Genomic DNA, 26,434 nt, shown 5'->3' with positions numbered 1-26,434 from the left:
AGCTTCCTAGTTTGCTCTTTGATTTTCATTGAGTATTAGAAAGGAGACCTCATGACACTTCCAGTTAGAAAATCCCTGCACGATGCGGTTTTACAAGCTTCAAAAGCTGATACTTGGGATCAAGCCACTAAGGAATGGAATGAAGTTTCCTTGATTTTTAATGGCATTGGCCGTAGTAATTGTGTTTGCGGGAACGCCATAAAATACTCCTACGAACTCTTTAACGGAGTTACAGGCCAACGTCTCTTTCCTATAGGAAGCGACTGTGTTCGCCATTTTCATCGATTGTCCCTTGACCAGCAACTAGAAGAGGAAGAAAAACTACTCAGAAAAGTTGAAAACCTAACCAGAAAGGCTCAGAAAAAGGAAAAAATCAAGGTCACTAAAAGCGACTTTGACGAACAACTTCTAAAATGGTTTTGGGAAAAAGGTGTTTTCAAAGCCAATCGTGGCAATCAATTCGCGCCTGAGAGAGACTATCAGCTCTTCCTAGAGGTCTTTCAAGGCGGAAGTTGGACCAAGGCAGAGCCAAAGAAGAAGGCTCGTATGGAAGAAGTGCTGAAAAAGTGTATCAAACCTTTTTTACTTGGTAAGACCGATGACCAACTCTACCTTGTCAAACTAGGCAAGGAGAAAATCGACTACGAGCAGCATCTACGAATTCAAGCAGAGAAAGAACGCAAGAAGAGAGATAAAATCGCCAAGCAATACGCTGACAACCTCATTCTTGCCATGGGACCTGCAGAACGAGCCTATCAAGATTACTTTGGCTTTACAGAAACCTTGACCCAAGAAGAACGAAAATGGGAGAAAATCCTCTTTGGAAAAAATAGAGATGAACGGGCTATCAAGGCTAAACAAAACCAAAAGGAGCTGAAAAAGGATCAGCGGATTGCAAATCAAGATCCTATTGAACGAAAGCAGAAGCAGACTTGGCTTCTCAATTCCTATTTTCGGGATTTGCCTGATGAAAAATCCAGATTTTCTCGGCTCCTATTAGAATATCGAAAAAGTGGAGAAGTACGCTTTTCAGATGAATACTTATCTGAGCATCTCATCGACTTTTTTTACAAGATGAAAGCCTTTGAGTTTGAGATTGCTCCGGAACAAGCTGCTGAATTTTTAAAAGAATGCCTTCAGGCAGAACATCTGTCATCTGCACAAGAAAGCTGGACTAGAGGGATTCTCCTCAATTGTCTTCATCCGTTTTTAGATAGGTTACTCATATAGAAAAAATCCTACCTTGTCTATGCATGGTAGGATTTAAGTATCTCCAAAGATGTACTGGTAAAGTTGGACGACTTTCTGAAAACATTGTGTGTCCATTCTTGTTATTTTTTGAGCATTACGCATCCGAAAATCAAAGGTATACAGTTGAAATGGATTGACAGCGCCATCTACCTTGTCCGACGAGACAGGAACGAGCAAGCCTTTTTCTGCCAAGCGTTGTTGGCCATGAGTGATAGGACAGACAGCTACAAAACCAGTTTGCAAGGCATATTCTCTCCTAGAAACTACCAAGGCAGGTCGCCGTTTCTGGATTTCTCGACCGACTGATGGATCAAAGTCCAGCCAAATGATATCCTGCTTTTCAGGAATATACTCAGATTTCGCTATCAAGTGACCTTACTCCTTCAAAATCATTTGTCATTCTCAAATCAGTAATCCCATCAAAAGGATCTTTCAGTTTTGGAGCTAAGACAATGACTCCGTCAATCCCTTTGTAGACGACCATTTCTTGACCTTCTGTCATCCCCAAATTTTTAGGAATGGTCACAGTGAGCGAATTCCCCACCTTCCGAGTCTTTACTGTATTCATTGCTCTACCTCCACGAATTAGTATACACTAAGTATATACCTGTTGGCAAAAAAAGTCAAGTAAATCCTGACTGGCATCAAGGATGTTTCGGACCAATACTATTTGTCGTTTATTGTGGTCAAAGCCTGTGCAAAAGTTCCTCATTTATGATAGAATAGGTAGTAAGAAAGAAAACGTTTTTACTACGTTTTTTTTAGTCGGAAGGGGAAAATATTATGGCTACTATTCAATGGTTTCCGGGCCACATGTCTAAGGCTCGGCGGCAAGTTCAGGAGAATTTAAAATTTGTTGATTTTGTGACGATTTTGGTGGATGCTCGGCTACCTTTATCTAGTCAAAATCCTATGTTAACCAAGATTGTGGGTGATAAACCTAAACTCTTGATTTTGAACAAGGCTGACCTAGCAGACCCAGCAATGACCAAAGAATGGCGTCAGTATTTTGAATCACAGGGAATCCAAACTCTGGCTATCAACTCCAAAGAGCAAGTGACTGTAAAAGTTGTGACGGATGCCGCTAAAAAGCTCATGGCTGATAAGATTGCACGCCAGAAAGAACGAGGTATCAAGATCGAAACCTTGCGGACCATGATTATCGGAATTCCAAATGCTGGTAAGTCAACTCTCATGAACCGTTTGGCTGGGAAAAAGATTGCAGTTGTCGGCAATAAACCAGGTGTTACTAAGGGGCAACAGTGGCTCAAAACCAACAAAGACCTTGAAATTTTAGACACACCAGGGATTCTCTGGCCTAAGTTCGAAGACGAAACCGTTGCTTTGAAACTAGCCTTGACTGGAGCAATTAAAGATCAACTACTCCCAATGGATGAAGTGACCATTTTTGGTCTCAATTATTTCAAAAAACATTATCCAGAAAAGCTAGCTGAACGCTTCAAACAAATGAAGATAGAAGAAGAAGCACCTGTTATCATCATGGATATGACCCGTGCTCTCGGTTTCCGAGATGATTACGACCGCTTTTACAGCCTCTTCGTCAAGGAAGTCCGTGATGGAAAGCTCGGTAACTACACCTTAGATACATTGGACGACATCGATGACGACGATTAAAGAAATCAAAGAACTTCTTGCCACTGTCAAAGAATTAGACAATCCCCTTTTTCTTGAACTGGAAAAGGATCCTCGTTCTGGGGTTCAAAAGGAAATCAGCAAACGTAAAAAAGCCATTCAGGCTGAACTGGATGAAGACCTTCGCCTGGAAACTATGCTTTCTTATGAAAAAGAACTTTATAAGCAAGGATTGACTCTAATTGCAGGTGTTGACGAGGTTGGCCGTGGTCCTCTTGCTGGACCTGTAGTCGCTGCAGCCGTTATCTTGCCGAAAAATTGTAAGATTAGAGGCCTCAACGATAGCAAGAAGATCCCCAAAAAGAAACATTTGGAAATTTATCATGCTGTTCAAGATCAAGCCTTGGCAATCGGTATTGGTATCATGGATAATCAGGTCATCGACCAAGTCAATATCTATGAAGCAACCAAGCTGGCCATGAAGGAAGCAATTTCCCAGGTCAGTCCGAAACCTGAGCACCTCTTGATAGATGCCATGAAACTGGAGTTACCAATTTCACAAACCTCCATTATCAAAGGAGATGCTAACTCCCTCTCCATCGCAGCTGCATCTATAGTGGCTAAGGTGACACGGGATAATATTATGAAGGACTATGATAATCAATATCCCGGCTATGATTTCACGGCTAATGCAGGATATGGAACAGCTAAACATCTAGACGGACTCAAGAAACTAGGAGTTACCCCAATTCACCGAATCAGCTTTGAACCCGTTAAATCATTGGTTGCAGAAGAAAAAGAAAGTTTAAGTTAGAAGGAATGAATGATTATGGAGGAACAGTCAGAAATACTCAGCTCCAAGAAGGAATTTGCCTTTGCCTCAAGCACCGTATTATCCCAAGTTGGGCGAGGGATCATTGTCGGTCTCGTCGTCGGACTAATCGTCGGATCCTTTCGGTTTTCAATCGAAAAAGGCTTCCACCTGATACAAGGACTCTATCAAGACCAAGCGCACCTAGTGCGCAATCTTTTTATCATTGGCCTATTTTATTTAATTGTTAGCTGGCTCAGTGCGAAATTAACTCGATCGGAAAAAGACATCAAGGGTTCTGGAATTCCTCAAGTCGAAGCCGAACTAAAAGGTCTCATGACCCTTAACTGGTGGGGCGTTCTCTGGAAAAAATATATTTTAGGTATTCTTGCAATTGCCAGTGGACTTATGCTGGGACGAGAGGGACCAAGTATTCAACTTGGAGCAGTTGGTGGTAAAGGTATAGCCAAGTGGCTCAAATCTAGTCCAGTTGAAGAACGTTCCCTGATTGCTAGTGGAGCTGCTGCAGGTTTAGCCGCAGCCTTTAATGCACCAATCGCAGGTCTTCTCTTTGTTATAGAAGAAGTTTACCACCATTTTTCACGATTTTTCTGGGTCTCAACTCTAGCAGCCAGTCTCGTAGCAAACTTTATTTCTTTACTCATATTTGGCCTAACACCCGTACTAGATATGCCAGACAACATTCCTCTCATGACCCTAGACCAGTATTGGATTTACCTCCTTATGGGAGTTTTTCTCGGGCTCTCTGGTTTTCTCTATGAGAAAGCTGTACTTAATGTTGGTCGAGTTTATGACTGGATTGGTCAAAAAATCCATTTAGATAGAGCTTATTATCCAATCCTAGCCTTTATCCTCATCATACCAGTCGGGATCTTCTTACCACAAATCCTTGGTGGTGGAAACCAGGTCGTTCTTTCTTTGACTGAGCAAAATTTTAGTTTTCAAGTTCTATTAGCTTACTTTTTGATTCGCTTTGTTTGGAGCATGATTAGCTATGGAAGTGGCCTCCCAGGAGGAATTTTCCTACCCATTCTGGCGCTTGGTTCCTTACTTGGTGCCCTAGTTGGTGTCATTTGTGTCAATCTTGGGCTTGTCAGTCAAGAGCAGTTTCCTATATTTGTCATTTTAGGAATGAGTGGCTACTTTGGGGCAATATCCAAGGCTCCCTTAACCGCTATGATCCTCGTAACTGAGATGGTAGGGGACATTCGCAACCTCATGCCACTTGGCTTAGTGACCTTGGTAGCTTACATCGTCATGGATCTGCTCAAGGGTGCTCCAGTCTATGAGGCCATGCTAGAAAAAATGCTACCAGAAGAAGCAACAGACGAAGGAGAAGTCACCCTCATTGAAATCCCTGTATCAGATAAGATCGCTGGAAAACAGGTTCACGAACTAAACTTGCCACATAACGTACTCATCACCACCCAAGTCCATAATGGCAAAAGCCAAACAGTTCACGGCTCAACTAGAATGTATCTGGGTGATATGATTCACCTAGTGATTCCAAAAAGTGAAATTGGAAAAGTCAAAGATTTGTTGTTGTAAGTTTTTTTACATAATTTATATTATGCAACAAAAATATTTCTTAATTAAATACATTTGAAAACCGATTCTCTGCAATGAGATCGGTTATTTCTTACTGATAAGGTATTTCAACATACAAGTAATTGAACTTTGTAAAAAATAAGACTATAATTAAGTTAGGAATGATAAAGCTAGAAAGGAGTTTACTGTATCAAATCTGTACAGTAAGATTAAAAATCATGAAAAAGAAAACAATAGCAATTGTACAATGTATTTTGTATCTCATAGCTCCTTATATAGCTCTTCAGTTATGTAAAATGAACAGAAGTTTCGTTACTGATAATCTCTTTTTTATTTTCCTTATTCTGCTGACTATTTCATTCTGGTTTAGTATTTGGAAACTAGAAAAAGCACTAGATAATGATTCACAATAGAAAAAAGATTTAGTTCTGTATTTCATAGATCTAAGTCTTTTTTCTATTCTTTGAAAACTCCCATAACATCTTTCCGAAAAACTATAATTTTCTTGAAAAATATATAAGTCTATGCTATACTACTGGTAGACTTAATTATGGAGAAAATGCATGAAACGTGAGATTTTACTGGAACGAATCGACAAACTAAAACAAATCATGCCTTGGTATGTTCTGGAATACTACCAATCAAAGCTTGCTGTTCCCTACAGTTTTACAACCTTGTACGAATACCTCAAGGAATACGATCGATTTTTTAGCTGGGTTTTGGAGTCTGGTATTTCAAATGTTGATAAAATGTCCGACATTCCTTTATCTGTCTTGGAAAATATGTCTAAAAAAGATATGGAAGCTTTTATCCTATATCTACGAGAACGACCTTTGCTGAATGCCAATACAACCAAACAAGGTGTCTCTCAGACGACCATTAATCGGACTTTGTCGGCACTTTCTAGTCTTTACAAGTATCTAACAGAGGAGGTTGAAAACGACCAAGGGGAGCCTTATTTCTATCGTAATGTAATGAAGAAAGTTTCAACCAAGAAAAAGAAAGAAACACTTGCTTCCAGAGCTGAAAACATCAAGCAAAAACTCTTTCTAGGTGATGAAACAGAAGGTTTTCTGACTTATATCGACCAAGAGTACCCACAACAACTCTCAAATCGCGCTCTCTCGTCATTTAATAAGAATAAAGAACGTGATTTGGCCATTATTGCCCTTCTCTTGGCGTCTGGTGTCCGCCTATCTGAAGCTGTTAATCTGGATCTAAGAGACCTTAATCTCAAAATGATGGTCATTGATGTCACTCGAAAAGGTGGCAAACGTGATTCTGTCAATGTCGCAGCCTTTGCTAAGCCTTACCTAGAGAATTATCTCGCCATTCGAAATCAACGCTATAAGACGGAAAAGACAGATACAGCGCTCTTTCTGACCTTATACCGAGGTGTTCCCAATCGTATCGACGCTTCTAGTGTTGAAAAAATGGTTGCTAAGTACTCAGAGGATTTCAAAGTTCGTGTAACTCCCCACAAACTACGCCATACCCTGGCTACTAGGCTCTACGATGCTACTAAATCGCAAGTTTTGGTCAGCCATCAGCTAGGACACGCCAGTACACAAGTCACTGACCTCTATACCCATATCGTCAACGATGAACAAAAGAATGCTTTGGATAGTTTATAATTAATACATAATTATAATTATGTATACTATACCACAAAAAAAGAAGTTGCATATTTTAGCAACTTCTTTTTTGATTTATCCTACTACCGCTTCAGCGATTTCTTCACGGCTAATACCAGAAAAGTAGCGTGTAATATCAATAGTTTCTAGAGCTTTAAGGACATCTTCGCGTTCGTATTTTACACCACGAAGGACATCTTCTACAGCTGCAACGTCCTCGATACCAAAGAAGTCCCCATAAATCTTGATATCTTGGATTTTTGATTCAATGACGTTGGCAAAAACTTCGACCTTACCACTGGTGAATTTTGTTCCACGACGGACGTTAAATTCAGGTGATTTACCGTAGTTCCAGTCCCAAGTACCAAATTTGGTATCCTTGATGCGATTGATTTCCGCTAATTCTTGCTCAGAAAAAACGTATTCAGTCATCTCTGGGTACTCTTTTTTCATGTATTCCAATAGCAAATCACGGAATTCTTCAACTGTGATTTTTTCAGGTAATTCATTGACAATATTGGTTACACGGGCACGAACGGATTTCACACCTTTTGATTCAAATTTGTCTTTTGAAACCTTGAGGGCATTAGCAAGGACTGACAAATCAACGTCAAATAACAAGCAACCGTGGTGCATGATACGCCCATTGATATAGGCTTGGGCATTGCCACAGAATTTTTTGCCATCAATCTCAAGGTCATTACGGCCTGTAAACTCAGCTTTAACGCCTAGTTGAGCCAAGGTGTTGATAACTGGAGTTGAGAAGCTCTTGAAGTCAAAGGCCTTGTTTTCATCTTCTTTTGAAATGATAGTATAGTTGAGGTTGTTTAAATCGTGATAAACAGCTCCACCACCACTGATACGGCGGACTACCTCAATACCATTTTCTCGAACATAATCACGATTGATTTCTTCGATAGTATTCTGGTGACGTCCAACAATGATAGAAGGTTTGTTAATCCAAAGAAGGAAGATTTGATCCTCATCTAGTAGGTGTTTAAAGGCATATTCTTCCAAGGCGATATTAAAAGCAGTGTCGTTTGAATGATTGATAATGTATTTCATGATATCCCTTTATACGATAGAGACTGGAAAACATCTTTCCAGTCTAGTCTATCTTCGTTTTATTTTTTCTTAGGTGAATGGATAGCCATTCCTAAAACATCTGCAAATGCTTCGTACATCACTTCAGAGTAGGTTGGGTGTCCGTGGATGGTCTTCAGCATTTCCTCAACAGTGATTTCCATTTCGATAATGCTTGATGCCTCGTTAATCAGTTCTGCGGCTGCAGGACCAATGATGTGCACACCAAGGATTTCCCCATATTTCTTATCAGCGATAACTTTTACGAAACCTTGAGCAGCATCAGATGCAATGGCACGACCGTTGGCTGCAAAGTTGAATTTACCGATTGCAACATCGTATTTCTCACGAGCTTGTTCTTCAGTTAGACCTACTGCTGCTACTTCAGGAAGAGTGTAGATGGCTGCAGGAGTCAAGTTCAATTTGGCAACAGCATGATTTCCTTTAAGGGCATTTTCAGCGGCAACTTCACCCATACGGAAGGCCGCGTGCGCCAACATCTTAGTACCGTTAATGTCACCTGGTGCGTAAATACCTGGAACAGAAGTTTCCATATATTCGTTAACCTTGATGCGACCACGATCCAATTCAAACTCAACATCGCCAATTCCTTCAAGATCTGGCACACGACCGATTGAAAGAAGAGCTTTGCTTGCGATGATATCGTCTTTTCCTTCAACCTTGATACGAAGTTGACCATTTTCTTCGATGATTTCTTGCAATTTTGTACCTGTTAAGATAGTCATACCTTTGCGTTCCAAAATCAAGCGAAGATTCTTAGAAACTTCCGCATCCATAGCTGGAACGATACGGTCCATCATTTCAATAACAGTCACTTTTGAACCAAATGTCATGAAGGCTTGACCGAGTTCAATACCGACAACACCACCACCGATGATTACGAGGCTCTCTGGAACTTCGTTCATTTCAAGAATGTCATCACTGGTCATGACAAGTGGAGATTCCATACCAGGGACGTTAATCTTGCTGACTTTTGAACCACCGGCAAGGATGATTTTCTTGGTTTCAAGCAATTCAGAACCATCTACCAAGACATTCTTGTCTTTAGTGATGGTACCAACACCCTTATGAACAGTAACTCCGTAGCTACGAAGAAGACCCGCAACACCACCTACCAAGGTATTGACAACTTTAGATTTAGTTTCTAAAAGTTTATCCATATCAACAGTGAAGTTTGGATTTTCGATGACGATACCACGGTTTGCTGCATGACCGATGTTTTCGATGATTTCAGCGTTGTGAAGGTAGGTCTTAGTTGGGATACATCCACGGTTCAAGCAGGTTCCACCGAGTTCTGATTTCTCAACAAGGGCAACCTTACCACCAAGTTGGGCTGCTTTAATAGCCGCTACATATCCAGCAGGACCCCCACCAATCACAACGATATCAAAGGCATCGTCGCTCTTGCCGTCGTCGTTTGAGGCACTAACTGAAGGCGCTGGACTAGCTTCTGGTGCTGCTCCAGCCGTTGGGATATTTTCCCCTTCTTCACCAAGGTAGCCAATGACTTCCGTTACTGGGACAGTTTCACCATCTCCTTTGAGGATAGCAATCAAGTAGCCATCTTCTTCTGCTTCCAATTCCATGCTGACTTTGTCAGTCATGATTTCCAAAAGGATTTCTCCTTCTTTTACAAATTCTCCGACTTTTTTATTCCATTGGACGATTTGTCCTTCTGTCATATCCACGCCGGCTTTTGGCATAATTACTTCTAAGGCCATGTCTTACTTCCTTTATCTATATCTTTAAAAATAAATACTGTATTTTTAAACCAACATTGAGATTGGGTTCTCAATTAAGGCTTTCAAGTCTTTCATAAACTTAGCACCAGCCATACCATCTACAACACGGTGGTCAATGGTTAATCCAAGGCTCATGATAGGGCGAATGACAATCTCACCATTGACAACTACAGGTTTTTCAACTGTTGAGCTAACCCCGAGGATAGCTGAGTTTGGTTGGTTAATAATAGGACCAAAGGACTGAACGCCAAACATTCCCAAGTTACTAATTGTGAAGGTTGAGTTTTGTAACTCACTTGGAGCCAATTTACCATCCAAGGTACGACCAATCACATCCTTAAAGGCTACAACCAACTCTGACAAGCTCATTTTTTCAGCATTATAGACAACAGGTGTCATCAATCCGTTATCCATCCCAACCGCCATCGCAAGGTTGACATAGTTATGAGTGATAATGGTCTTGCCGTCTTCTGTCAATGAAGCGTTGATGTATGGGTGTTTCATAAGGGTCTTCACAACAGCGAGTGAAAGAAGGTCTGTTACAGTAGTCTTCTTACCAGTTGCTTCCATAATCGGCTCAAGAACCTTCTTACGAAGAGCCAACATTTCTGACATATCGACATCGTAGTTGAGCGTGAAGGTTGGCGCAGTTAGGTAGGATTCAACCATACGTTGAGCGATAACCTTACGCATTGGTGTCATTGGAATACGCTCAATCTCACCATAAGGAGTGATATTGTCTGGAACTTCTTCCACTTTTTCGATTTGAGCAGGAGACTTGATGGTGTCGTTTTCGACATTTTCAGGAAGTAAGGCCAAAACATCCTTCTTCATGATTTTACCACGATGACCTGTTCCTTGGATTTCCTGCCAAGCAATGTTATGTTCGAGGGCAATTCGTTTTGCAAGTGGCGAAATGCGAACCACGTTTGTGTCTTTATAAGTTTCCACGTCTTCTTTGTGGACACGACCGTTTGCACCTGAGCCAGAAACATCGTAGAGATTGATCCCTAAATCATCCGCTAACTTTCTAGCCGCAGGAGTCGCTCTTAGCTTGTCATCAGCCATGACCTCTCCAATTCTATTTATGATATAAAGGGCGTCAAAAGCGACTGAAAAATAGGAAATCGACGCTGGCTTCGATGAAGCCAAGGAGATTTATCTTTTTTCCGAGCTTTTAGCCCGTGTTCAACTCTACAAGTAACTTGGACACGGAACGTATCTCAAGTTACTACGGTTGCCGCTATCTGGCGACCAACCTAGTAGACTTACTAAGTTTTTTGTCGAATATTATCGATTCGTCAAAAAACTGTCGCAAATTTACATAATTTAATTTATGCAATTCTATTCTTTGTTATATGTCTTACGGATTGTATCTTTGATGCTTTCAACTGTTGGAATCATTGCATTTTCAAGGTTTTGCGCGTAAGGCATTGGCACATCTTCTCCGGCGCAACGGCGGATTGGTGCGTCTAGATAATCAAATGCTTCTGATTCTGAAATAATAGCTGAAATCTCTCCGATATAGCCACTTGTTTTGTGGGCGTCGTTGACCAGAACGACCTTACCAGTCTTCTTCACTGAGTTAATGATGATATCCTTATCAAGTGGAACGAGGGTACGTGGGTCCACAATTTCAACTGAAATTCCCTCTTCTGCTAATTCTTCAGCAGCTTGAACCACACGGCGAAGCATTTTTCCATAAGTAACGACTGTTACATCTGTACCTTCGCGTTTGATTTCCCCAACCCCAAGTGGGATTGTATAGTCTGGATCAACTGGCACTTCCCCTTTTTGGTTAAATTCTGACTTGTATTCAAGGATGATAACAGGGTTGTTATCACGGATAGAAGACTTGAGAAGTCCTTTCATGTCAGCAGGTGTACCTGGAGCTACAACCTTAAGACCTGGGATGTGTGTGAACCAAGACTCTAGAGACTGAGAGTGCTGAGCTGCAGAACCAACTCCGTTACCAGCTGCACATCGGACAGTCATTGGAACCTGACCTTTCCCACCAAACATGTAACGTGTTTTAGCAGCTTGGTTGACGATATTGTCCATGGCAATGACCGAGAAGTCCATGAAGGTCATATCGACGATTGGACGAAGTCCTGTCATGGCTGCTCCTGCTGCTGCACCTGAGATAGCAGCTTCAGAAATCGGACAGTCACGAACACGTTCTGGACCAAATTCTTCGAGCATTCCAACAGAAGTTCCGAAGTCTCCTCCAAAGACACCGACGTCTTCTCCCATCAAGAATACATTTTCATCGCGACGCATTTCCTCAGACATAGCAAGGATAATGGTGTCACGGAACGACATTGTTTTTGTTTCCATTTTTATCTCTTTCTCCTTAGTCTGCGTAAATATCTTCAAATGCTGATTCTAGTGGTGGGAATGGGCTTTCTTCAGCAAATTTAACAGAAGCTTCTACTGCTTCCTTGACTTGTGCTTGAATTTCTTCCAATTCTTCTGCACTTGCAATATTGTTTTCAATGAGGTATTTGCGAAGGTTTTCGATTGGGTCTTTTTGTTTCCACAATTCCACTTCTTCACGAGTACGATATTTACCAGGGTCAGATGATGAGTGGCCAAGCCAGCGATAGGTTACACTTTCGATCAAGACTGGGCCATTGCCACCACGAACATGATCTACAGCTTTCTTAAATCCTTCATAGACATCGATGACGTTGTTCCCATCTTCGATAAACATTCCAGGAATTCCATATGCCGCACTACGTTGATGGATATGCTCTACATTGGTCATTTTCTTGATATCCGCAGAGATCCCATAACCGTTGTTAATGCAGTAGAAAACAACTGGCAAGTTCCAAATAGAAGCCATGTTGACTGCTTCGTGGAAGACACCTTCGTTGGTCGCACCATCTCCAAAGAAGCAAACGACGATTTTTCCAGTGTTTTGCATTTGTTGACTGAGGGCTGCACCGACAGCGATTCCCATACCACCACCAACGATACCATTGGCACCGAGGTTCCCAGCATCCAGGTCAGCGATGTGCATAGAACCACCTTTTCCTTTACAGGTTCCAGTGTATTTCCCGAGGATTTCAGCCATCATTCCGTTGAGGTCAATCCCCTTAGCAATAGCTTGCCCGTGTCCACGGTGATTTGAGGTAATCAGATCATCTGGATTAAGAGCCAGCATCGCTCCGACGTTAGCAGCTTCCTCTCCGACAGAAAAGTGAGTCATACCGGGAACTTTTCCCTTTTTCACTAACTGAGCGATTTTTAAGTCCATGCGACGGATTTCTTCCATCTTACGGAACATCTCTAGCAAAAGATTTTTATCTAAAGTTGACATAATCTTGCCTTTCTAACTTTGTACTTACCTTACTATTTTACCTTTTTTAGTATACGCTGTCAAAGTATATGGCTAATAAAAATTCACAATATAAAAAAATAAACCCCTGTTAAAACAGGGATTCTCTCTAGTTAGAGTATTTTTTCACAAAGTGCTTTTTCAGGATATTTTCCAAAAATTAGCTCAATCTTTTCATTACGGTTTTCAGACGCCATTGATACAAACAACCAGAAACAATCAAGCTGGCAATTAACCCAATCCAGTAGGCAAATGCCCCTAAGTCAGTTACTTGATCTAGTAGATATCCTAGTGGTATCGCTACTCCCCAATATCCGATTAAGCCAAGATAGAAAGGAACGATAGTGTCCTTATACCCTCTTAAAATTCCTTGGAGCGGAGCCGCAAAGGTATCAGCTAGCTGGAAAAAGAGACTGTAGGTTAGAAATACAGCAGTTGTTTCAATGAACTGAGAGTCATTCCCATATAGACTTGCTACACGATCTCTAAAAATGTAGAGAAAAGATAGGGTAAGACCTGCAAAAATAAGGGCGGTTACTCTCCCCAGACGAGCATAGATTTTTGCATCCTCAAAACGTTTGGCCCCCACCTCGTAAGACACAACAATCGCCATAGCAGAGGAAATACTCATAGGAAAAGCATACATGAGACTCGAAAAATTCATAGCTGACTGGTGACTGGCAATGATGAGCGATGAAAACTTAGCCATGATTAGTCCCACCACGGAGAAAATAGCCACTTCCGCAAATACGGTTCCTCCGATTGGTAGACCTAATCGAACACCTTCCTTGATTTTATCTATATTGAGTGGAATAGGTTTTTCAAGATGTAACGCTTTTAATCTTTCCTGTTTGAACAAAACAAGCAGGGAAATTCCCAATAAAACCCAATAGGCTAGAGAAGTTCCTAGACCTGCTCCTGCACCACCAAGCTCTGGAAAACCAAGAGCTCCATATATCAAAAGATAGTTAAAACCACTATTTAGCGGAAGTAACAAAAGCATGAGGTACATAGATAGCTTGGTCAATCCAAGAGAATCCAACAAAGAGCGAATGACACTGAACAGCAACAAGGGAATAATTCCGATAGAAAGATACCAAAGATAGGAAACTGCAACTGCCGCTACTTGAGCTTCTAGTCCGATATGATTTAAGACAGGAGGTGCCAAGAAAAGTACCAGTCCCAGTAAGACCACAGATAGACCCAAGGCCAAATAGATGAACTGGTAAAAATCTGACGCAACTTCTTCCTTTTTACCTCGACCAAGATGGTGACCAATGATGGGCACCAGGGCTGATACAATCCCTGTTAGGAATGTAAAGAAGGGATTCCAGATACTGGTTGCCATAGACACACCAGCCAAGTCCATGGTATTGTACCGCCCAGTCATTGTTGTATCGACAAAAGAGGCAGAATAATTGGCAAATTGATAAATCAGGATAGGGAAAAATATCTTAAGAAATAAAACAAACTTGTCTTTAAATTGATGGGTTGGGTACATATACGCTCTCTATTCTTATAGTTTATAGAGCAGAGTCCCATCTAGTTTTGATAGACGATTTGTCCCTTACAGATAGTATATTTGACCTGCCCTTTTAAAGTTTCCCCGATAAATGGAGAATTGGCTGATTTTGAAGCGAAGTTTGGACCAATAGTACGATCAGCCTTGTCATCAAAGACAGTGATGTCCGCTGGACCATTTTCAGCCAAGTAGCCTGCTTCAAAGTTGTACAATTTAGCTGGATTGACAGTCATTTTTTCTAGTAATTCCATCAAGCTTAGTTCACCAGCTTCCACCAAATAAGTCAAACCAAGAGAAAGAGAGGTTTCCAAACCAGTCATACCAGATGGCGCTTTGGTGATATCTTCTACATTTTTCTCATCTGCATGGTGAGGCGCGTGGTCTGTCGCGATAACTGTGATAACACCTGACTTGAGACCTTCGATAACGGCACGACGGTCTGATTCCAAACGAAGCGGAGGGTTCATTTTGGCATTGCTACCTTGAGTTAAAAGAAGAGTTTCTGTCTTAGAAAAATGTTGTGGTGCCACTTCTGCTGTGACTTGGGCCCCCAAACCTTGAGCAAACTCTACTACTTTGACACTTTCCTCCTTAGACAAATGCTGGATATGAACGTGGGCCTTAGTTGCATGGGCAATCATGACATCACGCGCAATCATAGCGTATTCTGCTACACCTGTCGCACCACAGATCTTGAAGTGGTCTTTAGCGATGTTTTCGTTGAAACCAAGAATTCCATTCAAACCAGGATCTTCCTCGTGAAGACAAACAAAGGTACCTAGTTTCTTGGCGTTTTCCAAGGCTTCTTTGAGAACCTTGCTACTTTCAAGCGGGATACCGTCATCTGAGAAACCAACTGCTCCAGCTTCCAAAAGTGCCTTAAAGTCAGTTAAGTCTTGGCCATTAAAATTCTTAGTAATGGTCGCAACCGTCTTAACATTGATTTTCTCTTTAGCAGCTGACTGAAGAACTTCTTGCAAAGTCTCCACATCTGAGATGGTTGGATTGGTATTAGCCATCATGACGACCGTTGTAAAACCACCTGCAGCGGCTGCTAGAGCACCAGTATGGATATCCTCCTTGTGGGTCTGACCAGGTTCACGAAAATGAACATGAATATCCACGAGTCCAGGCGCAACTACAAGCCCAGTAGCATCAATCAGTTCTGCTCCTTCTTCCTTAATTTCAGGCGCAATTTTGACAATTTTCCCATCTTGGACCAAAACATCACACACTTGATCCAAACCAGACTTGGGATCCATTACACGACCATTTTTGATTAGTAACATCTGCTTTCTCCTTTATTCATAGAAATCAACTTGAGTATCCAACAATTTATCCCCATCATAAACAAACTTAGCTGAAAAGAAGGGTTTGTCCTCTAAAAGCCACTCAACAAAGGTGTGATCACCCTCCCAAGTCGGCTTGCTCAAAACTTCATCATAGGGAACCCATTCCAGCGTCCCCTCATTGCAGTCAATCAAGTCCCCCTCAAACTCCGTTACCTTAAAAACATAGGTGTACCAGTCTAAATCAGGCGTGAACTCAGGAAAAGTGATAACGCCTTTTAGCACAGGCTTACCTTTCAAACCTGTTTCTTCGAAGATTTCACGCGCTGCGCATTCTTGAGGTGTCTCCCCTCGCTCTAACTTACCACCCACACCAATCCATTTGCCTTCATGGACATCATTCGGCTTCTTATTGCGATGCAGCATGAGCAGTTCTTTTCCGTTATCAATGTAGCAAATCGTCGCTAACTGAGGCATATTCTCTCCTTATCTAAGCCAATCGATTGGCTCTTGTCCTGTCTCTCTTAAGAATGCATTAGTCTTGGAAAAAGGCTTGGAACCCCAAAATCCTCTGTAAACAGATAAAGGACTGGGGTGAGCTGATTCGATAATCAAATGCTTAGGATTTGTCACCAATGATTTCTTCTTGCGTGCATAAGCGCCCCAGAGTACAAAGACTACAGGTCTATCTAGATTATTGACCACCTGAATCACAGCATCTGTAAAAGGCTCCCATATCTGCCCAGCATGACCATTGGCTTGACCAGCAGGAACCGTCAAGCAAGCATTGAGAAGTAAGACTCCTTGCTCAGCCCAAGCGGTCAAATCATGTGATTTCTTAACCCCGATATCATCTGACAATTCTTTCAAGATATTTTGTAAGGACGGTGGCGCTGGAATAGCATCGGGTACAGAAAAACTCAAACCCTGCGCCTGACCTGTCCCGTGATAAGGGTCTTGCCCTAGAATCACCACCTTCACTTCTTCAAGCGGTGTAGTCAAGAGAGCCTGAAAAACTTTTCCCTTAGGCGGGTACACAGTTCCCTGAGCATAGACTTGCTCCATAAACTGATTGATTTTCCCGAAATACCCCTCAGGTAATTGCTCCTTAATCAAAGCATGCCAAGATGAGTGTTGCATCGCCAACTCCTTCGTTTTTACTGCTTCTATTATAGCAAAAAGTGGCTATCTAAACCACTTTTTACAGTTTATCCAAACAATCCAGCAAGTCTTGGTAAGAATGAGCTTCATAAGTCGGCTGGGCTTGTGTATTATTTTCCAGATGATGGGGATTGTACCAGATAGTATCAATACCAGCATTATTGCCACCTTGGATATCGGCGGTTAGAGAATCTCCAATCATCAGCGCCTTTTCTTTGATGAAGCCTTCAATCTGCTGACCGATTTTTTCATAGAATAGTGCATCAGGCTTTTGTGTTTGCAGTTGCTCGGAGATAAAGACTTGGTTGAAATAGGGAGCCAGACCTGATTGAGCCAAACGTCCTGTCTGAATGGCAGTAATCCCATTTGTCGCAGCGTATAGCTCATAATCTCTCTCGATGAGGCTGTCCAAGAGTTCATGAGCACCCGAAAGAGTTTGCCCCTGTTGGGCTAAGTAAAATTGATAACGCTGGGCAAGTAACATACCGTCTTTTTCCTGTCCGAAATAGGCAAATAAACGAGAAAAGCGCGTGTTGACCAGCTCTTGTTTACTAATTTTCTTTTGCTCCAAGTCCTTCCAGAGAGCATTGTTCATGGGAACGTAATAGTCTTTGTAGGCTTGAATATCCGCAACCCCTTCTTCTTTTAGAAGTTGCGTCAGAGCCACATCCTCAGCAGCATCAAAATCAAGCAAGGTGTGGTCAAGGTCAAAGAGTAAAAATTTGTAAGGCATTGAGTTTCCTTTCTGAATCAGTAAATTTATCTTTCAATATATCATACTGCATCAGAACGATATATTATTTTTTGAAAGTTCAGATAATCCATCAAGTTAATAACTTTATTTTTTTCTGGCACTTCTGAGATAGTGTCAGTTTCAAACCCATTTACTTTAGCAAATTGAATTGTATAATCATATACAAGATCAAATAACTCATCAATTTCAGAGTCAAGTTTCAAAGTAAGTAGTTCTTTTTGATTATCCTGTAAAAATTTCAAGAAATTATCGACCTCTTCCTCACTTACTTCCCCCTTTTGAGCTAATTGAATGAAATGAAGTAGCTTTTCTATAAGTTGCTTTACAATCTTTTTATATCTATTAGAAATAAATGCATAATAAGCAACACCACCAACAGCTAGAATAGTTGCACCAATAGTAGTTACTAACACATACTTATTTTTTGCAAGGCCTTTAACGACCTGTTGAGCTGGTTCTCTTACCTTTACTTCTTTTAGATGCTTTACTATATGGCCAGACGAATTTCTGATTATCGAACCATAACGTTTATAAATTCCAGAGTCTAATCCTTTCTGAATATTTAATGGAATTTCTATTGTAACTTGATTTAATGACATAATTATAACTTACCTCTTAATTCTATCGTTCTAGTTTACTCAAAAATAAAATCAGTGATTCGTTTAGCAGCTTTTTCTGTTGCCAGTTCAATGTCAGTTTTAGTCCAGGTGTCATTTACATAATTAACAAGAGATTTAGCTATTGGGAACTTACTACCTATATAGCCATGACCACTTGTGATTGTATTCTCTCTTTTTGTTCTAAACCAAGCATCTCCAATTCCACGATTAATTTCGGATTCAAGGAGTATCTTATTACCAATTTTTTCAGCATAATCCCTGAATTCTTCCTGGCTTTCTAATCCAGCATCTGACGTAATATTTTCTCGATTTAAACCACTTTGTGGCATAATATGTTCAATATCAATATTCCCATTTAGATTAAAGTCAATACTTTTTTCCAATGCAAATAGGAATTCATTTACATATAGAATAGAATTTGAAACACCACTTTCAGTCAAAGTTTGTTTAACGTCTTCATAAACAAAATTAGTATGAATATGGTTCTTTATTTTTGAAATAAGTTCGTCGATTGAAATTGAATCGACTTGACTGTACAACAAATTTATTTCTTCTAAAAAGCCTTTAAAAAGTTTATGGCTATACGAGAGTTCAGATAATTCAATCAAAACTCCAAGTCTAAGTAAGTATTCCAGATATGTGTTATCGTTTCTAAAAAATAGATAACTACTAACAAAAGGTCGTAAATTACCGTTTAATTTGTTTATCAATTGACCATTAATAGTATCAGATACTCGTTCAAAATTGTTTATGATTGTATTTAGTTCAGAAGTAAATAGAATATCTTCATTCAATAGATGCTTATTTTTTGAGAAAAAGGCTCTTATACCAGGATTTCTTCGATCAGCACCGTTTTGTTCTGAGAGTTTTACGAAAATATAATGAGTAATTAACGCATTCAAGTCTAATCTAGATGAATCGGTACGTTGTACAATCTCTTGCCAATTTTTTTCGAAGTTTTTCCTATCTGATGCATTTGCAGTGGTCTTAGATACGATTACTTCAATTGGGGTCAATGGGACACCAGTTCCATTTAAAGAATTGAAAATATTTATTGCTTGATCGGTATTATAACTTGTAATGGTGATCACTTGGCAGTTATCAATGAAATGATTAGCAAAATTGATGAGTTTAAAAACATTCAAATCATCACACATATTATAAAAATATCTAAAGTTTTTATAATAATTTGTATAACGATTATCTTTTTGACGACGATAAATTTGATAAACTTTCTCTTTAATCGAAGTGAAATCTCTACCTAACAAGATAGTAGTCATCTCACTAGCATATTTTTCCGAGATTGAATGATTTAGATACTTTATCCTATCATCACTAGGATAATACAATCCATCAACAAAATCATCTTTTTCGTCATCTGAAACATTGAAAAGCATTGTAACAATCTGCTCTTTAAGACCATTAAGACGTTTCACTAATCTGCGTGCATCAGTATCTAGAGTCGGTTGAAGTTCAAGCTCCTTATCAATCTTCAATAAGATTGCTTTAAGAAGTAGCATAAATGTCGTTGTTCTTTGCTGGCCATCAATCAAGGTTACTTCATGCTCTTCTCCAGATTCTTGAGCAATGAGAACAGCTCCAAAGAAATAATTGTCTTGAGAACTATCATCGAAATTTTCCATATGAAGATTAATATCTTCAATGAGTTGTTCACATTGTGGTACTTGCCAAGCATAGGGTCTCTGATAGGTAGGAATATAAAATTCTGATTTTTCAAAATAAGATTTTATTGTTTGTAAAGCCGGTTGAATATCGTTTCTCATTCAGATTCTCCAATAATTTATTCTGATAATATTATATCACGAAAACACTGACAATAAAAATCAATACAAGTTTGAACGAAGGTAAAATTTTGTATAGCGATAACATCAAACTTACTTTTTCCGCACAATTAGTAACTTCATTTTCAATACTCTATAAAATCCTTTGGAAGCAATAAGTTTCAAAGAATCAAAATTTGCAGGGCATTTAGTTCTCTTCCTGAATATTCATTAAGAACATTATAGTATAAATGAAAATTTCAAGGTAACATTGTTTGAATAACTTAAACTCTCCAATACTACACTCTCTTACCCCAACTCCTTAGCTATTCTGCTTTTTTCAAGTTTTCCCTTTGCAATTCGTTTCCATAAAAAAAGTGGATTCAAACTATAAGATAGGCGTACGAGGAAATAATTAACCCATTCAATAAGGGCAAAAAGCTGTATCAACGTAGCTAAGATAGTCACTTGAACACTCTGTGTGTTCCAGAAAATAAAAGGAAAGCCCGTAATAAGTAAAATAAGGTCCACTATTCTGAGCCCACCATATATTCTAGGGACATTTCCACTTCCGAACTGAGGATTCGACAGTCTTCTAATCAAAATCGCCCAATAGATTGAACCTTGAAGCAAAATAAATGTCAGTAAAGATAAAGGATAGAGAATGGTGACTAGACTCCTCCAATCACCAAGCCGATTTTTCAAAAGTAAAAAACAAAACCAAAAGGATAGGACGGCTGTGAACTCTCCCAAACAAAGGGACACCAACTCTTTTCTAACTTTCTCTTTTTGTATGTTCATCATCTCACCCATCTATCTATCATCCTATATCAGAAAAAAGCCATTCGATTCATTTTCTAGTCAATATTTCTCAGATTCAAGGCATTCTAAGCGTCGAACAGTCCAATTACTTTTATATCAATGCAATTCTAAGTTTAGAATTACACTGATATAAATGTTTTAGACCTATTCTAAGTCTATGATAGCCTTAAATTTTAATTTTTGAAGGATTCTAAAGCTAGAATAGCTCTAAAATTACGAGCACTAAGCTATTCGAAACTTAGAAGAATCTTTTCCAACCTTCACAAGCACTTCAATTAACGTTTCTTACAATTCTTCTGATGAGCTTTGAGTTTTTTCAGAGCCCAGTCATAGTGACTGGAGGTGCTACTGACAAAATAGGAACCTAAACTTGTCCCTCCAGTCCACTTATAGACACCTTTTGTGAACAATTCGTCATTGCTGAAGCCTTCCATCAACTCTAAAACCTCTTCATGCGATTGCTCTAGTAGTCTAGTCGCTTCTTCTAAAGACGTTTTCTGGTGCTTCTTCCAAAAAGCGACATTCATTTCCCCATAAGTTTTCCAATTATAAGGTTCGGGGAGAAAAGGTCTTTCATGACCTGTTTGATTAGAACAAACCCAAGTCAAAAGTAACTGCTGCCATTCATAGAGATGGATTAGGACATCCCGCAGATTTTTATCTCTTTTCCAGTGAGCTTCTTTTTTCTTTTGGTCTTTTGAAAAATCAAAAGGAGTCTGTAGCTCCTCTTCACTTAATTTAGATATAAAGTGATTGAGCTTTTTATAGTTTTCCTTAGAGGCTAGCACTAGCTCATCTTTTGTTCTTGGTCTTGGCATAGGCGTTCTCCCTTCATTTTCAAGTAGAATAAGCTATTTTCTTACTTCATTATACCATAATCAAAAAGCAGTTCTTCATTTTACGAACAACTGCTTTTACTGGCCATTCTATAAAAGTTAGGAGCGCCCCTAGACTTGTTTATTTACATATAGATCTTTAAAGAGACCATCCACTTCTGCTATCTGATAGAGTAAGTGGGACAGTTCTTGGTAATCTCCTTTTAAACATGAAAGGTGGGCTTGGCCAAATAGAGTAGCCAATTCTTCTTTTAATCTTGCTCCTTCTGGATTATGATCTTTTAAGAACTTACTGAGATAGAGATTTCGAACAGCTGCAAGTTTAAAGCTGAAATACTGATGCAATTGTTTTTGCTCGGTATTTCAGCCGTTTTCAGCAACTGCTTTTGCATAGAATTCCAAAACACCGCTTTGACCATTCAGATATCGGGTCTTTATTATCTTTGCTGTTTCCTGATAGATTTCAGTCTGACTAGGACTCTTGACCTTCTTAAAATTTCCCCACATGGAGTATGCTCCGCGCTTATAGTCAATAGCCTCTGCCCTCCATGCTTCTAGTATGTCATTAAAAGCAACCTTCATACAGGCAAAACCAGCTGGATCGTGCAAATAGAGATACTGATCATCAAGAGCATACACGGTTACAAAGTGATCCACACCATAAAAAATTGTGTGATTGGGATTGTAGGTCAGATGGCCCATATCAAGAGGTCCCAGTACGACAGGTCCATTGGACAGAAAGGTTTCCAACTTTCCTTTAATCTCTTCCAAATCTACTTCAGTTCCATCTTTTAGATAGAAATCCTTATAGTCAAACCCTAGTATTTTTAAGGAATGGGAGATGGAAAGATCTGGCATTCCATTATCAAAAAACACTAGAGGGTGCTGGTCATCTTCCTTTACGATACTAGCGCCATTTCCCATCACCATGATTGCCTCTAGAAAGTCTGCTTTAAAGTCATAGCCATAGCCATCCAGTGCCATTGCCAATGAATAACTGTAGCAAAGTGACACATCTCCAAAATACATCTGCATATTCTTGCCTCCTTATCTTCTATGGGACTATTATACCGAGAAAACTATTCTCATGCCCCATAAAATCCAAACAAAAAATATGGGTATTTGTAATCTATAGTCATGAACTTCAACAAGAAAACTGGCTGTTTCTCTCAACATCCAGTTTTCAATTTTTAAGCTAATTCTTGACTATTCTTCTTATGAAAGAAAAGCGAGGCGATAGCCAAAATAGCAAATGCTAGGCCAACATACCAGTAAGGTTGGTCTAAGGTCGTTGAACGACCTGATAGATTGACAATACCTCGAAAGAGCATTCCAGCTGTTAGGACTGCAACTGCCGAGTTCCACAAGTTTAGGTTGATTCGTCCTACGTTTGGCATGATTTTCAACAACAATGCCAGAACGATGCCTCCTAGTAGAGGAACTGCAAAGAGATAGTGCATATGAAGCGATGTCTCCCCAAAACTAAAGGACTCGTAGATACGGCTAAATGCAAAGAAGAAAATAGTGAGAAGACTATAACTTACGAGTGTCTTTTTGAGACGTTTGTTTTTGTTTTTAGTAACCGATGTAGACAATATCACTCACCGCCCTTTCTGATATCTTGCTTCCACCTGTAGTCGGTTTATTGATTACCTGACCGTTAAAGTAGAGAGTTGAGGATCCACCACCATCAAGGTTATAGGCTGTCTTCACTCCGTATGATTTCATCACTTCTGCCATCTGGTAAAGTGATAAGCCTTTGCTTTCAGAGGTACGACCATCCGAAACGACGATGATGTAGTGATTTTCATCGATAATCCCGATAGCTGTACGAGGATTCGAGGACATGGCCTGACCGACTTCTGTATTGGTATCAACAGATATTTCTCCATTCTCAACTAGAGACGGACCAAATGCCAGTAGATTGACGACACCGTCCTGAACCAACTGATCGGCTGAAACTTGGTCCTCGTAGATGATTTTAAAGGAGCCGTCCTTGTAAATAGCAAGGTCACCGTTACTAGTATCTTCACGGACACTGTCCCGATATACAACTCCATTACGGATAACATAACCAGAGCTATTGGCTCCATAGTAGTCACCGTTGACAGCTAAAATAGCATTGTTTTCAGCAGCTGTCACAGAGGTTTTAGCCGTGACATTGGTGCCATAGGAGTTTTGAGCTAGGGCTGTTTTTAGATAATCCGATGAACTGAGGGTTATATCTGCCACATAGACCTGCGTTTCATTCACAGTCTTTTCAGTGAGGGTGACACTGATATTTCCATCTGAATAGCTAGTATCCGTCACTTGAGCATTTTTTGCTGCCTGACTTGCTGCTGCGGTGTTAGAGATTGAGCCGGTATTAGATACAGTGGAAATCGTTTCAGCGAGTACAAAGGTCTTCAACATCGAATAGGTAAAGGAGCTTGTCAGGAGCAAGCCCAAGACCGAGGCGTATAGATAGGGTTTCTTAAAAACTTTCATAATGGGCTACAAGTCCTTTCTTTGAAAATATAGAGAGTTTGAACTGTCCAAGAGAGAATAAAGAGCATGATTCCGACAAGTATCTTCGCAATCAGCAAATTGACTCCAAGACCTGAATTAAAGAGGCGAATCAGGACGGTGTCTAAGATAAAGAGGCCAACTGCTAGTCCGAAATAGCCTGATCCTGTTTTAAAACTGCTCGCCTTGTTCTTGAAGATCAATTTTTTGTTGGTAGAAAAGTTAAATACAGAACTAGTCACACGTGCCAAACCATTTGAGAGAAGGACACGCAAACCTGTCGGAATAAAGCTCAAGCATAGAATAGAGAGAGCGTAGACCACATAATCTACGATAAAACTACTAAAAGACGAGAGCGCAAACTTTAAAATATTTTTATAAATCATCAAACCATCTCGAATAGGTCTGAAGTGAGAAGCTTGGTTGTCGTTGATATAGACCGTTTCAATTGGAACTTCTAAGATTGGGTAGGCTTGGCTTGCTTCTAGGAGCATATTCATCTCGTATTCATACCGTTGTCCTTCTATCTTGAGCATAAAAGGAATCAGATCCGTTGAAAAGGCACGTAATCCTGTCTGTGTGTCGGATACAGCAACACCTGTTTGCAGTTTAAACAAGATACGAGTCAAGCTATTTCCAAAGCGACTACGCAAGGGAACCTTACCAGTAAAGGCACGAACACCAAGAACAAGTGTATTAGGATTTTCATTTGATTTGGTCAAGCTACGAAAAATGTCCCAGATCCTGTGCCGTCCATCTGCGTCTGCTGTAACCACGGTTCCTGGTTTATTGAGAGACTGAATGTACTCAAAAGCTGTTTTCAGAGCTTGACCTTTTCCTTGATTGCCCTGGTGGTGAAGCACCGTCGCAAAGTCCTCCGCTCGAGCAAAAATGTCTTGGCATTCTGCCGAACTTCCATCATCAATGACAATGATGTAAAAATTGCTCCTATGGTGAATCTTTTCAATCAATTTAATAAGATTGTAGTCAGGTTCGTAAGCTGGGATAACTAGATAATTCATATTTACACCTCTTTCTTTGATGATTGGAAAAGTATACAAGTAAATGCTTAAAAATTCCTTATACTTAAATTTAAGTAAAATCAGATTTATTGTTATTCTTAGAAAATTCCAAATTCAAACAAAGAAAAGCTCTGTAAAAGCTATCTTCTACAGAGTTCGATTTGCATCTTTATAAAAAATCAGAAAATGATCTAGTTCTTAATCACCGGAATCCAGAGTTCCATTTGATAGTCAGGTGACGACATGTCACCTTCAGTATAGACTTCGAAATCTGGCGCTCCTGAGTGGCGATATCCTGTTTCAGGGAAAAAGACCTCCAAGACATATTTCCAAGCATTGTGAATGCTAGCTGGTACTGAACCTTTGACTGGGACGATAGCATATTCAGCCACTGGGATATCTTTGATTGATAGACCTAGCTCTTCTGCTTTGACTTTATCCGTCACATCATAAGCAGCCATATAGTTGATGATTTCGCCTTCTTTGACATCAGAGCAGAGACCAAAGGATTGGCCACTACCCAGACTTTCTAGATTTTCAAAGCTGTGTTTCTCATAGAGTTGTTCCCAAGCAGATGGGCATTGGCTATTGTCAATAGCTTCCAATAGGACACCTGCCACGGTAAATGAAGGCTTCTTTTGAATCTTGATATCCATAGTCTTTCCTCCTGTGATTTTTAAGGATAATTGAAGTCTAGGAAAGACCCGATAAGGTTTTCCATTTCGAACTTCTGAGGGAGTTGCCCCATGGAATTTCTTGAAGGCTGAGCTAAAAGCATCCGCAGAGTCATAGCCATATTTCAGTGCTATGTCAATGACTTTCTCAGAGCCTTCTCGCAAGTCTGTCACAGCTTCTGATAACCTGCGATTGCGCAAGTATTCTGCTAATGTCATATCTGCCAGGATAGAAAATAGCCTGCTAAAGAGCGGGTAAGAATAGCCCGATAGCTGCTGAAATCTTTTCATATCCACTTCGCCAGTCAGCTGCTGCTCCAAATAATCCATGGTTTGATTGAATTGATGCATCATATTCTTTTTCACCTCATAAAAGATACTAAGGCCGTTAAAAACAAAGTGAA

General features: G+C 40.0%; 25 protein-coding genes and 1 pseudogene. 5 read left to right on the top strand and 21 right to left on the bottom strand.

From position 1 onward, the window contains the following. Positions 1-51 precede the first annotated feature (51 nt). Complete coding sequence (locus DB729_RS05670) at positions 52-1,230, top strand: hypothetical protein (protein ID WP_109290028.1); 1,179 nt, start codon at positions 52-54, stop codon at positions 1,228-1,230. A gap of 33 nt (positions 1,231-1,263) precedes the next feature. On the opposite strand, the gene DB729_RS05665 is transcribed toward DB729_RS05670, so the two are convergent. Together DB729_RS05665 and mazE are read right to left on the bottom strand one after the other, a co-directional pair. Further along, positions 1,264-1,620 carry a type II toxin-antitoxin system PemK/MazF family toxin gene (locus tag DB729_RS05665; RefSeq protein ID WP_042902272.1) on the bottom strand — a complete coding sequence of 119 codons (357 nt, stop codon included), beginning with the start codon at positions 1,618-1,620 and terminating at the stop codon, positions 1,264-1,266. After that, the gene (gene mazE / locus DB729_RS05660; protein ID WP_001098942.1) at positions 1,604-1,819 is read right to left on the bottom strand and encodes a type II toxin-antitoxin system PemI/MazE family antitoxin; all 216 of its coding nucleotides are present in this window, start codon (positions 1,817-1,819) and stop codon (positions 1,604-1,606) included. The genes DB729_RS05665 and mazE overlap by 17 nt, the downstream gene beginning before the upstream one ends. Positions 1,820-2,034: 215 nt before the next feature. On the opposite strand from mazE, the gene ylqF reads away from it, so the two are divergent. The 4 genes from ylqF (at position 2,035) to xerS (ending at position 6,858) form a co-directional block, all read left to right on the top strand. Continuing rightward, positions 2,035-2,886, top strand: coding sequence for a ribosome biogenesis GTPase YlqF (gene ylqF / locus DB729_RS05655; RefSeq protein WP_000201310.1), 852 nt, complete (start codon positions 2,035-2,037; stop codon positions 2,884-2,886). Further along, positions 2,873-3,658, top strand: coding sequence for a ribonuclease HII (locus DB729_RS05650; RefSeq protein WP_109290029.1), 786 nt, complete (start codon positions 2,873-2,875; stop codon positions 3,656-3,658). Before ylqF ends, DB729_RS05650 begins: the two co-directional genes overlap by 14 nt. Before the next feature lie 15 nt (positions 3,659-3,673). Continuing rightward, a complete protein-coding gene (locus DB729_RS05645; RefSeq protein WP_109290030.1) occupies positions 3,674-5,224 on the top strand; it encodes a ClC family H(+)/Cl(-) exchange transporter in 1,551 nt (516 codons plus the stop codon). 563 nt (positions 5,225-5,787) lie between these two features. Further along, positions 5,788-6,858, top strand: a complete 1,071-nt coding sequence (xerS, locus tag DB729_RS05640) for a tyrosine recombinase XerS (RefSeq protein WP_033585260.1) — start codon at positions 5,788-5,790, stop codon at positions 6,856-6,858. 75 nt (positions 6,859-6,933) lie between these two features. Here xerS and lplA read toward each other — a convergent pair whose 3' ends face one another. The 19 genes and pseudogenes from lplA to DB729_RS05545 all read right to left on the bottom strand — a co-directional run bounded on the left by lplA (position 6,934) and on the right by DB729_RS05545 (position 26,384). Beyond that, positions 6,934-7,923: a lipoate--protein ligase gene (lplA, locus tag DB729_RS05635; protein ID WP_000874003.1), complete on the bottom strand. Its 990-nt coding sequence runs from the start codon at positions 7,921-7,923 to the stop codon at positions 6,934-6,936. A 59-nt stretch (positions 7,924-7,982) separates the two neighbouring features. Further along, on the bottom strand, positions 7,983-9,683 hold the full coding sequence (gene lpdA / locus DB729_RS05630; RefSeq protein ID WP_007521960.1) for a dihydrolipoyl dehydrogenase: 1,701 nt from the start codon (positions 9,681-9,683) through the stop codon (positions 7,983-7,985). Positions 9,684-9,728: 45 nt separating this feature from the next. Next, positions 9,729-10,772, bottom strand: a complete 1,044-nt coding sequence (locus DB729_RS05625; protein ID WP_109290031.1) for a dihydrolipoamide acetyltransferase — start codon at positions 10,770-10,772, stop codon at positions 9,729-9,731. Between the two features lie 276 nt (positions 10,773-11,048). After that, positions 11,049-12,041, bottom strand: coding sequence for an alpha-ketoacid dehydrogenase subunit beta (locus DB729_RS05620; RefSeq protein WP_008808674.1), 993 nt, complete (start codon positions 12,039-12,041; stop codon positions 11,049-11,051). 16 nt (positions 12,042-12,057) lie between these two features. Continuing rightward, entirely contained in the window at positions 12,058-13,026 is a 969-nt protein-coding gene (locus DB729_RS05615; RefSeq protein ID WP_000105373.1) for a thiamine pyrophosphate-dependent dehydrogenase E1 component subunit alpha, read from the bottom strand. A gap of 178 nt (positions 13,027-13,204) precedes the next feature. Further along, positions 13,205-14,545 (bottom strand): MATE family efflux transporter, encoded by a 1,341-nt coding sequence (locus DB729_RS05610; protein WP_109290032.1) that lies wholly within the window; start codon positions 14,543-14,545, stop codon positions 13,205-13,207. Between the two features lie 41 nt (positions 14,546-14,586). Further along, on the bottom strand, positions 14,587-15,855 hold the full coding sequence (locus DB729_RS05605) for a dihydroorotase (protein ID WP_109290033.1): 1,269 nt from the start codon (positions 15,853-15,855) through the stop codon (positions 14,587-14,589). A 12-nt stretch (positions 15,856-15,867) separates the two neighbouring features. Beyond that, positions 15,868-16,332: an NUDIX hydrolase gene (locus DB729_RS05600; protein ID WP_001135762.1), complete on the bottom strand. Its 465-nt coding sequence runs from the start codon at positions 16,330-16,332 to the stop codon at positions 15,868-15,870. A gap of 9 nt (positions 16,333-16,341) precedes the next feature. Beyond that, on the bottom strand, positions 16,342-16,995 hold the full coding sequence (locus DB729_RS05595) for a uracil-DNA glycosylase (protein WP_109290034.1): 654 nt from the start codon (positions 16,993-16,995) through the stop codon (positions 16,342-16,344). 61 nt (positions 16,996-17,056) lie between these two features. Continuing rightward, entirely contained in the window at positions 17,057-17,749 is a 693-nt protein-coding gene (gene pynA, locus DB729_RS05590; protein WP_109290035.1) for a pyrimidine 5'-nucleotidase PynA, read from the bottom strand. Positions 17,750-17,790: 41 nt separating this feature from the next. Further along, positions 17,791-18,369 carry a hypothetical protein gene (locus tag DB729_RS05585; protein ID WP_109290036.1) on the bottom strand — a complete coding sequence of 193 codons (579 nt, stop codon included), beginning with the start codon at positions 18,367-18,369 and terminating at the stop codon, positions 17,791-17,793. A gap of 35 nt (positions 18,370-18,404) precedes the next feature. Beyond that, positions 18,405-20,174, bottom strand: coding sequence for a DUF262 domain-containing protein (locus tag DB729_RS05580; RefSeq protein ID WP_109290037.1), 1,770 nt, complete (start codon positions 20,172-20,174; stop codon positions 18,405-18,407). Between the two features lie 306 nt (positions 20,175-20,480). Beyond that, complete coding sequence (locus DB729_RS05575; protein WP_109290038.1) at positions 20,481-20,984, bottom strand: hypothetical protein; 504 nt, start codon at positions 20,982-20,984, stop codon at positions 20,481-20,483. Positions 20,985-21,268: 284 nt separating this feature from the next. Further along, positions 21,269-21,811: a ClbS/DfsB family four-helix bundle protein gene (locus tag DB729_RS05570; RefSeq protein ID WP_109290039.1), complete on the bottom strand. Its 543-nt coding sequence runs from the start codon at positions 21,809-21,811 to the stop codon at positions 21,269-21,271. 129 nt (positions 21,812-21,940) lie between these two features. After that, positions 21,941-22,864, bottom strand: a pseudogene (locus tag DB729_RS05565) (peptidase). A 155-nt stretch (positions 22,865-23,019) separates the two neighbouring features. After that, on the bottom strand, positions 23,020-23,430 hold the full coding sequence (locus tag DB729_RS05560) for a hypothetical protein (RefSeq protein WP_109290040.1): 411 nt from the start codon (positions 23,428-23,430) through the stop codon (positions 23,020-23,022). Next, the gene (locus DB729_RS05555) at positions 23,405-24,316 is read right to left on the bottom strand and encodes a phosphodiester glycosidase family protein (RefSeq protein ID WP_109290041.1); all 912 of its coding nucleotides are present in this window, start codon (positions 24,314-24,316) and stop codon (positions 23,405-23,407) included. The genes DB729_RS05560 and DB729_RS05555 overlap by 26 nt, the downstream gene beginning before the upstream one ends. Next, positions 24,313-25,356, bottom strand: a complete 1,044-nt coding sequence (locus DB729_RS05550; protein ID WP_109290042.1) for a bifunctional glycosyltransferase family 2/GtrA family protein — start codon at positions 25,354-25,356, stop codon at positions 24,313-24,315. Before DB729_RS05550 ends, DB729_RS05555 begins: the two co-directional genes overlap by 4 nt. Before the next feature lie 191 nt (positions 25,357-25,547). Beyond that, a complete protein-coding gene (locus DB729_RS05545; protein WP_045617166.1) occupies positions 25,548-26,384 on the bottom strand; it encodes an AraC family transcriptional regulator in 837 nt (278 codons plus the stop codon). Between the last annotated feature and the right edge of the window lie 50 nt (positions 26,385-26,434).

The sequence above is a fragment of the Streptococcus halitosis genome, assembly GCF_003143695.2.
Taxonomy (GTDB): Bacteria; Bacillota; Bacilli; order Lactobacillales; family Streptococcaceae; genus Streptococcus; species Streptococcus halitosis.
Note: the sequence above shows the minus strand (reverse complement) of the source record. Positions and strands in the feature narration are given on the sequence as shown.

Coding starts and splice junctions, on each gene's coding strand:
- DB729_RS05545 (WP_045617166.1), bottom strand. CDS start 26,384: ATGATGCATCAATTCAATCAAACCATGGATTATTTGGAGCAGCAGCTG.
- DB729_RS05555 (WP_109290041.1), bottom strand. CDS start 24,316: ATGAAAGTTTTTAAGAAACCCTATCTATACGCCTCGGTCTTGGGCTTG.
- mazE (WP_001098942.1), bottom strand. CDS start 1,819: ATGAATACAGTAAAGACTCGGAAGGTGGGGAATTCGCTCACTGTGACC.
- DB729_RS05580 (WP_109290037.1), bottom strand. CDS start 20,174: ATGAGAAACGATATTCAACCGGCTTTACAAACAATAAAATCTTATTTT.
- DB729_RS05620 (WP_008808674.1), bottom strand. CDS start 12,041: ATGGAAACAAAAACAATGTCGTTCCGTGACACCATTATCCTTGCTATG.
- DB729_RS05570 (WP_109290039.1), bottom strand. CDS start 21,811: ATGCCAAGACCAAGAACAAAAGATGAGCTAGTGCTAGCCTCTAAGGAA.
- DB729_RS05650 (WP_109290029.1), top strand. CDS start 2,873: ATGACGACGATTAAAGAAATCAAAGAACTTCTTGCCACTGTCAAAGAA.
- DB729_RS05550 (WP_109290042.1), bottom strand. CDS start 25,356: ATGAATTATCTAGTTATCCCAGCTTACGAACCTGACTACAATCTTATT.
- DB729_RS05610 (WP_109290032.1), bottom strand. CDS start 14,545: ATGTACCCAACCCATCAATTTAAAGACAAGTTTGTTTTATTTCTTAAG.
- lplA (WP_000874003.1), bottom strand. CDS start 7,923: ATGAAATACATTATCAATCATTCAAACGACACTGCTTTTAATATCGCC.
- DB729_RS05600 (WP_001135762.1), bottom strand. CDS start 16,332: ATGCCTCAGTTAGCGACGATTTGCTACATTGATAACGGAAAAGAACTG.
- DB729_RS05615 (WP_000105373.1), bottom strand. CDS start 13,026: ATGTCAACTTTAGATAAAAATCTTTTGCTAGAGATGTTCCGTAAGATG.
- pynA (WP_109290035.1), bottom strand. CDS start 17,749: ATGCCTTACAAATTTTTACTCTTTGACCTTGACCACACCTTGCTTGAT.
- ylqF (WP_000201310.1), top strand. CDS start 2,035: ATGGCTACTATTCAATGGTTTCCGGGCCACATGTCTAAGGCTCGGCGG.
- DB729_RS05625 (WP_109290031.1), bottom strand. CDS start 10,772: ATGGCTGATGACAAGCTAAGAGCGACTCCTGCGGCTAGAAAGTTAGCG.
- DB729_RS05575 (WP_109290038.1), bottom strand. CDS start 20,984: ATGGGTGAGATGATGAACATACAAAAAGAGAAAGTTAGAAAAGAGTTG.
- DB729_RS05605 (WP_109290033.1), bottom strand. CDS start 15,855: ATGTTACTAATCAAAAATGGTCGTGTAATGGATCCCAAGTCTGGTTTG.
- xerS (WP_033585260.1), top strand. CDS start 5,788: ATGAAACGTGAGATTTTACTGGAACGAATCGACAAACTAAAACAAATC.
- DB729_RS05645 (WP_109290030.1), top strand. CDS start 3,674: ATGGAGGAACAGTCAGAAATACTCAGCTCCAAGAAGGAATTTGCCTTT.
- DB729_RS05595 (WP_109290034.1), bottom strand. CDS start 16,995: ATGCAACACTCATCTTGGCATGCTTTGATTAAGGAGCAATTACCTGAG.
- lpdA (WP_007521960.1), bottom strand. CDS start 9,683: ATGGCCTTAGAAGTAATTATGCCAAAAGCCGGCGTGGATATGACAGAA.
- DB729_RS05585 (WP_109290036.1), bottom strand. CDS start 18,369: ATGTCATTAAATCAAGTTACAATAGAAATTCCATTAAATATTCAGAAA.
- DB729_RS05670 (WP_109290028.1), top strand. CDS start 52: ATGACACTTCCAGTTAGAAAATCCCTGCACGATGCGGTTTTACAAGCT.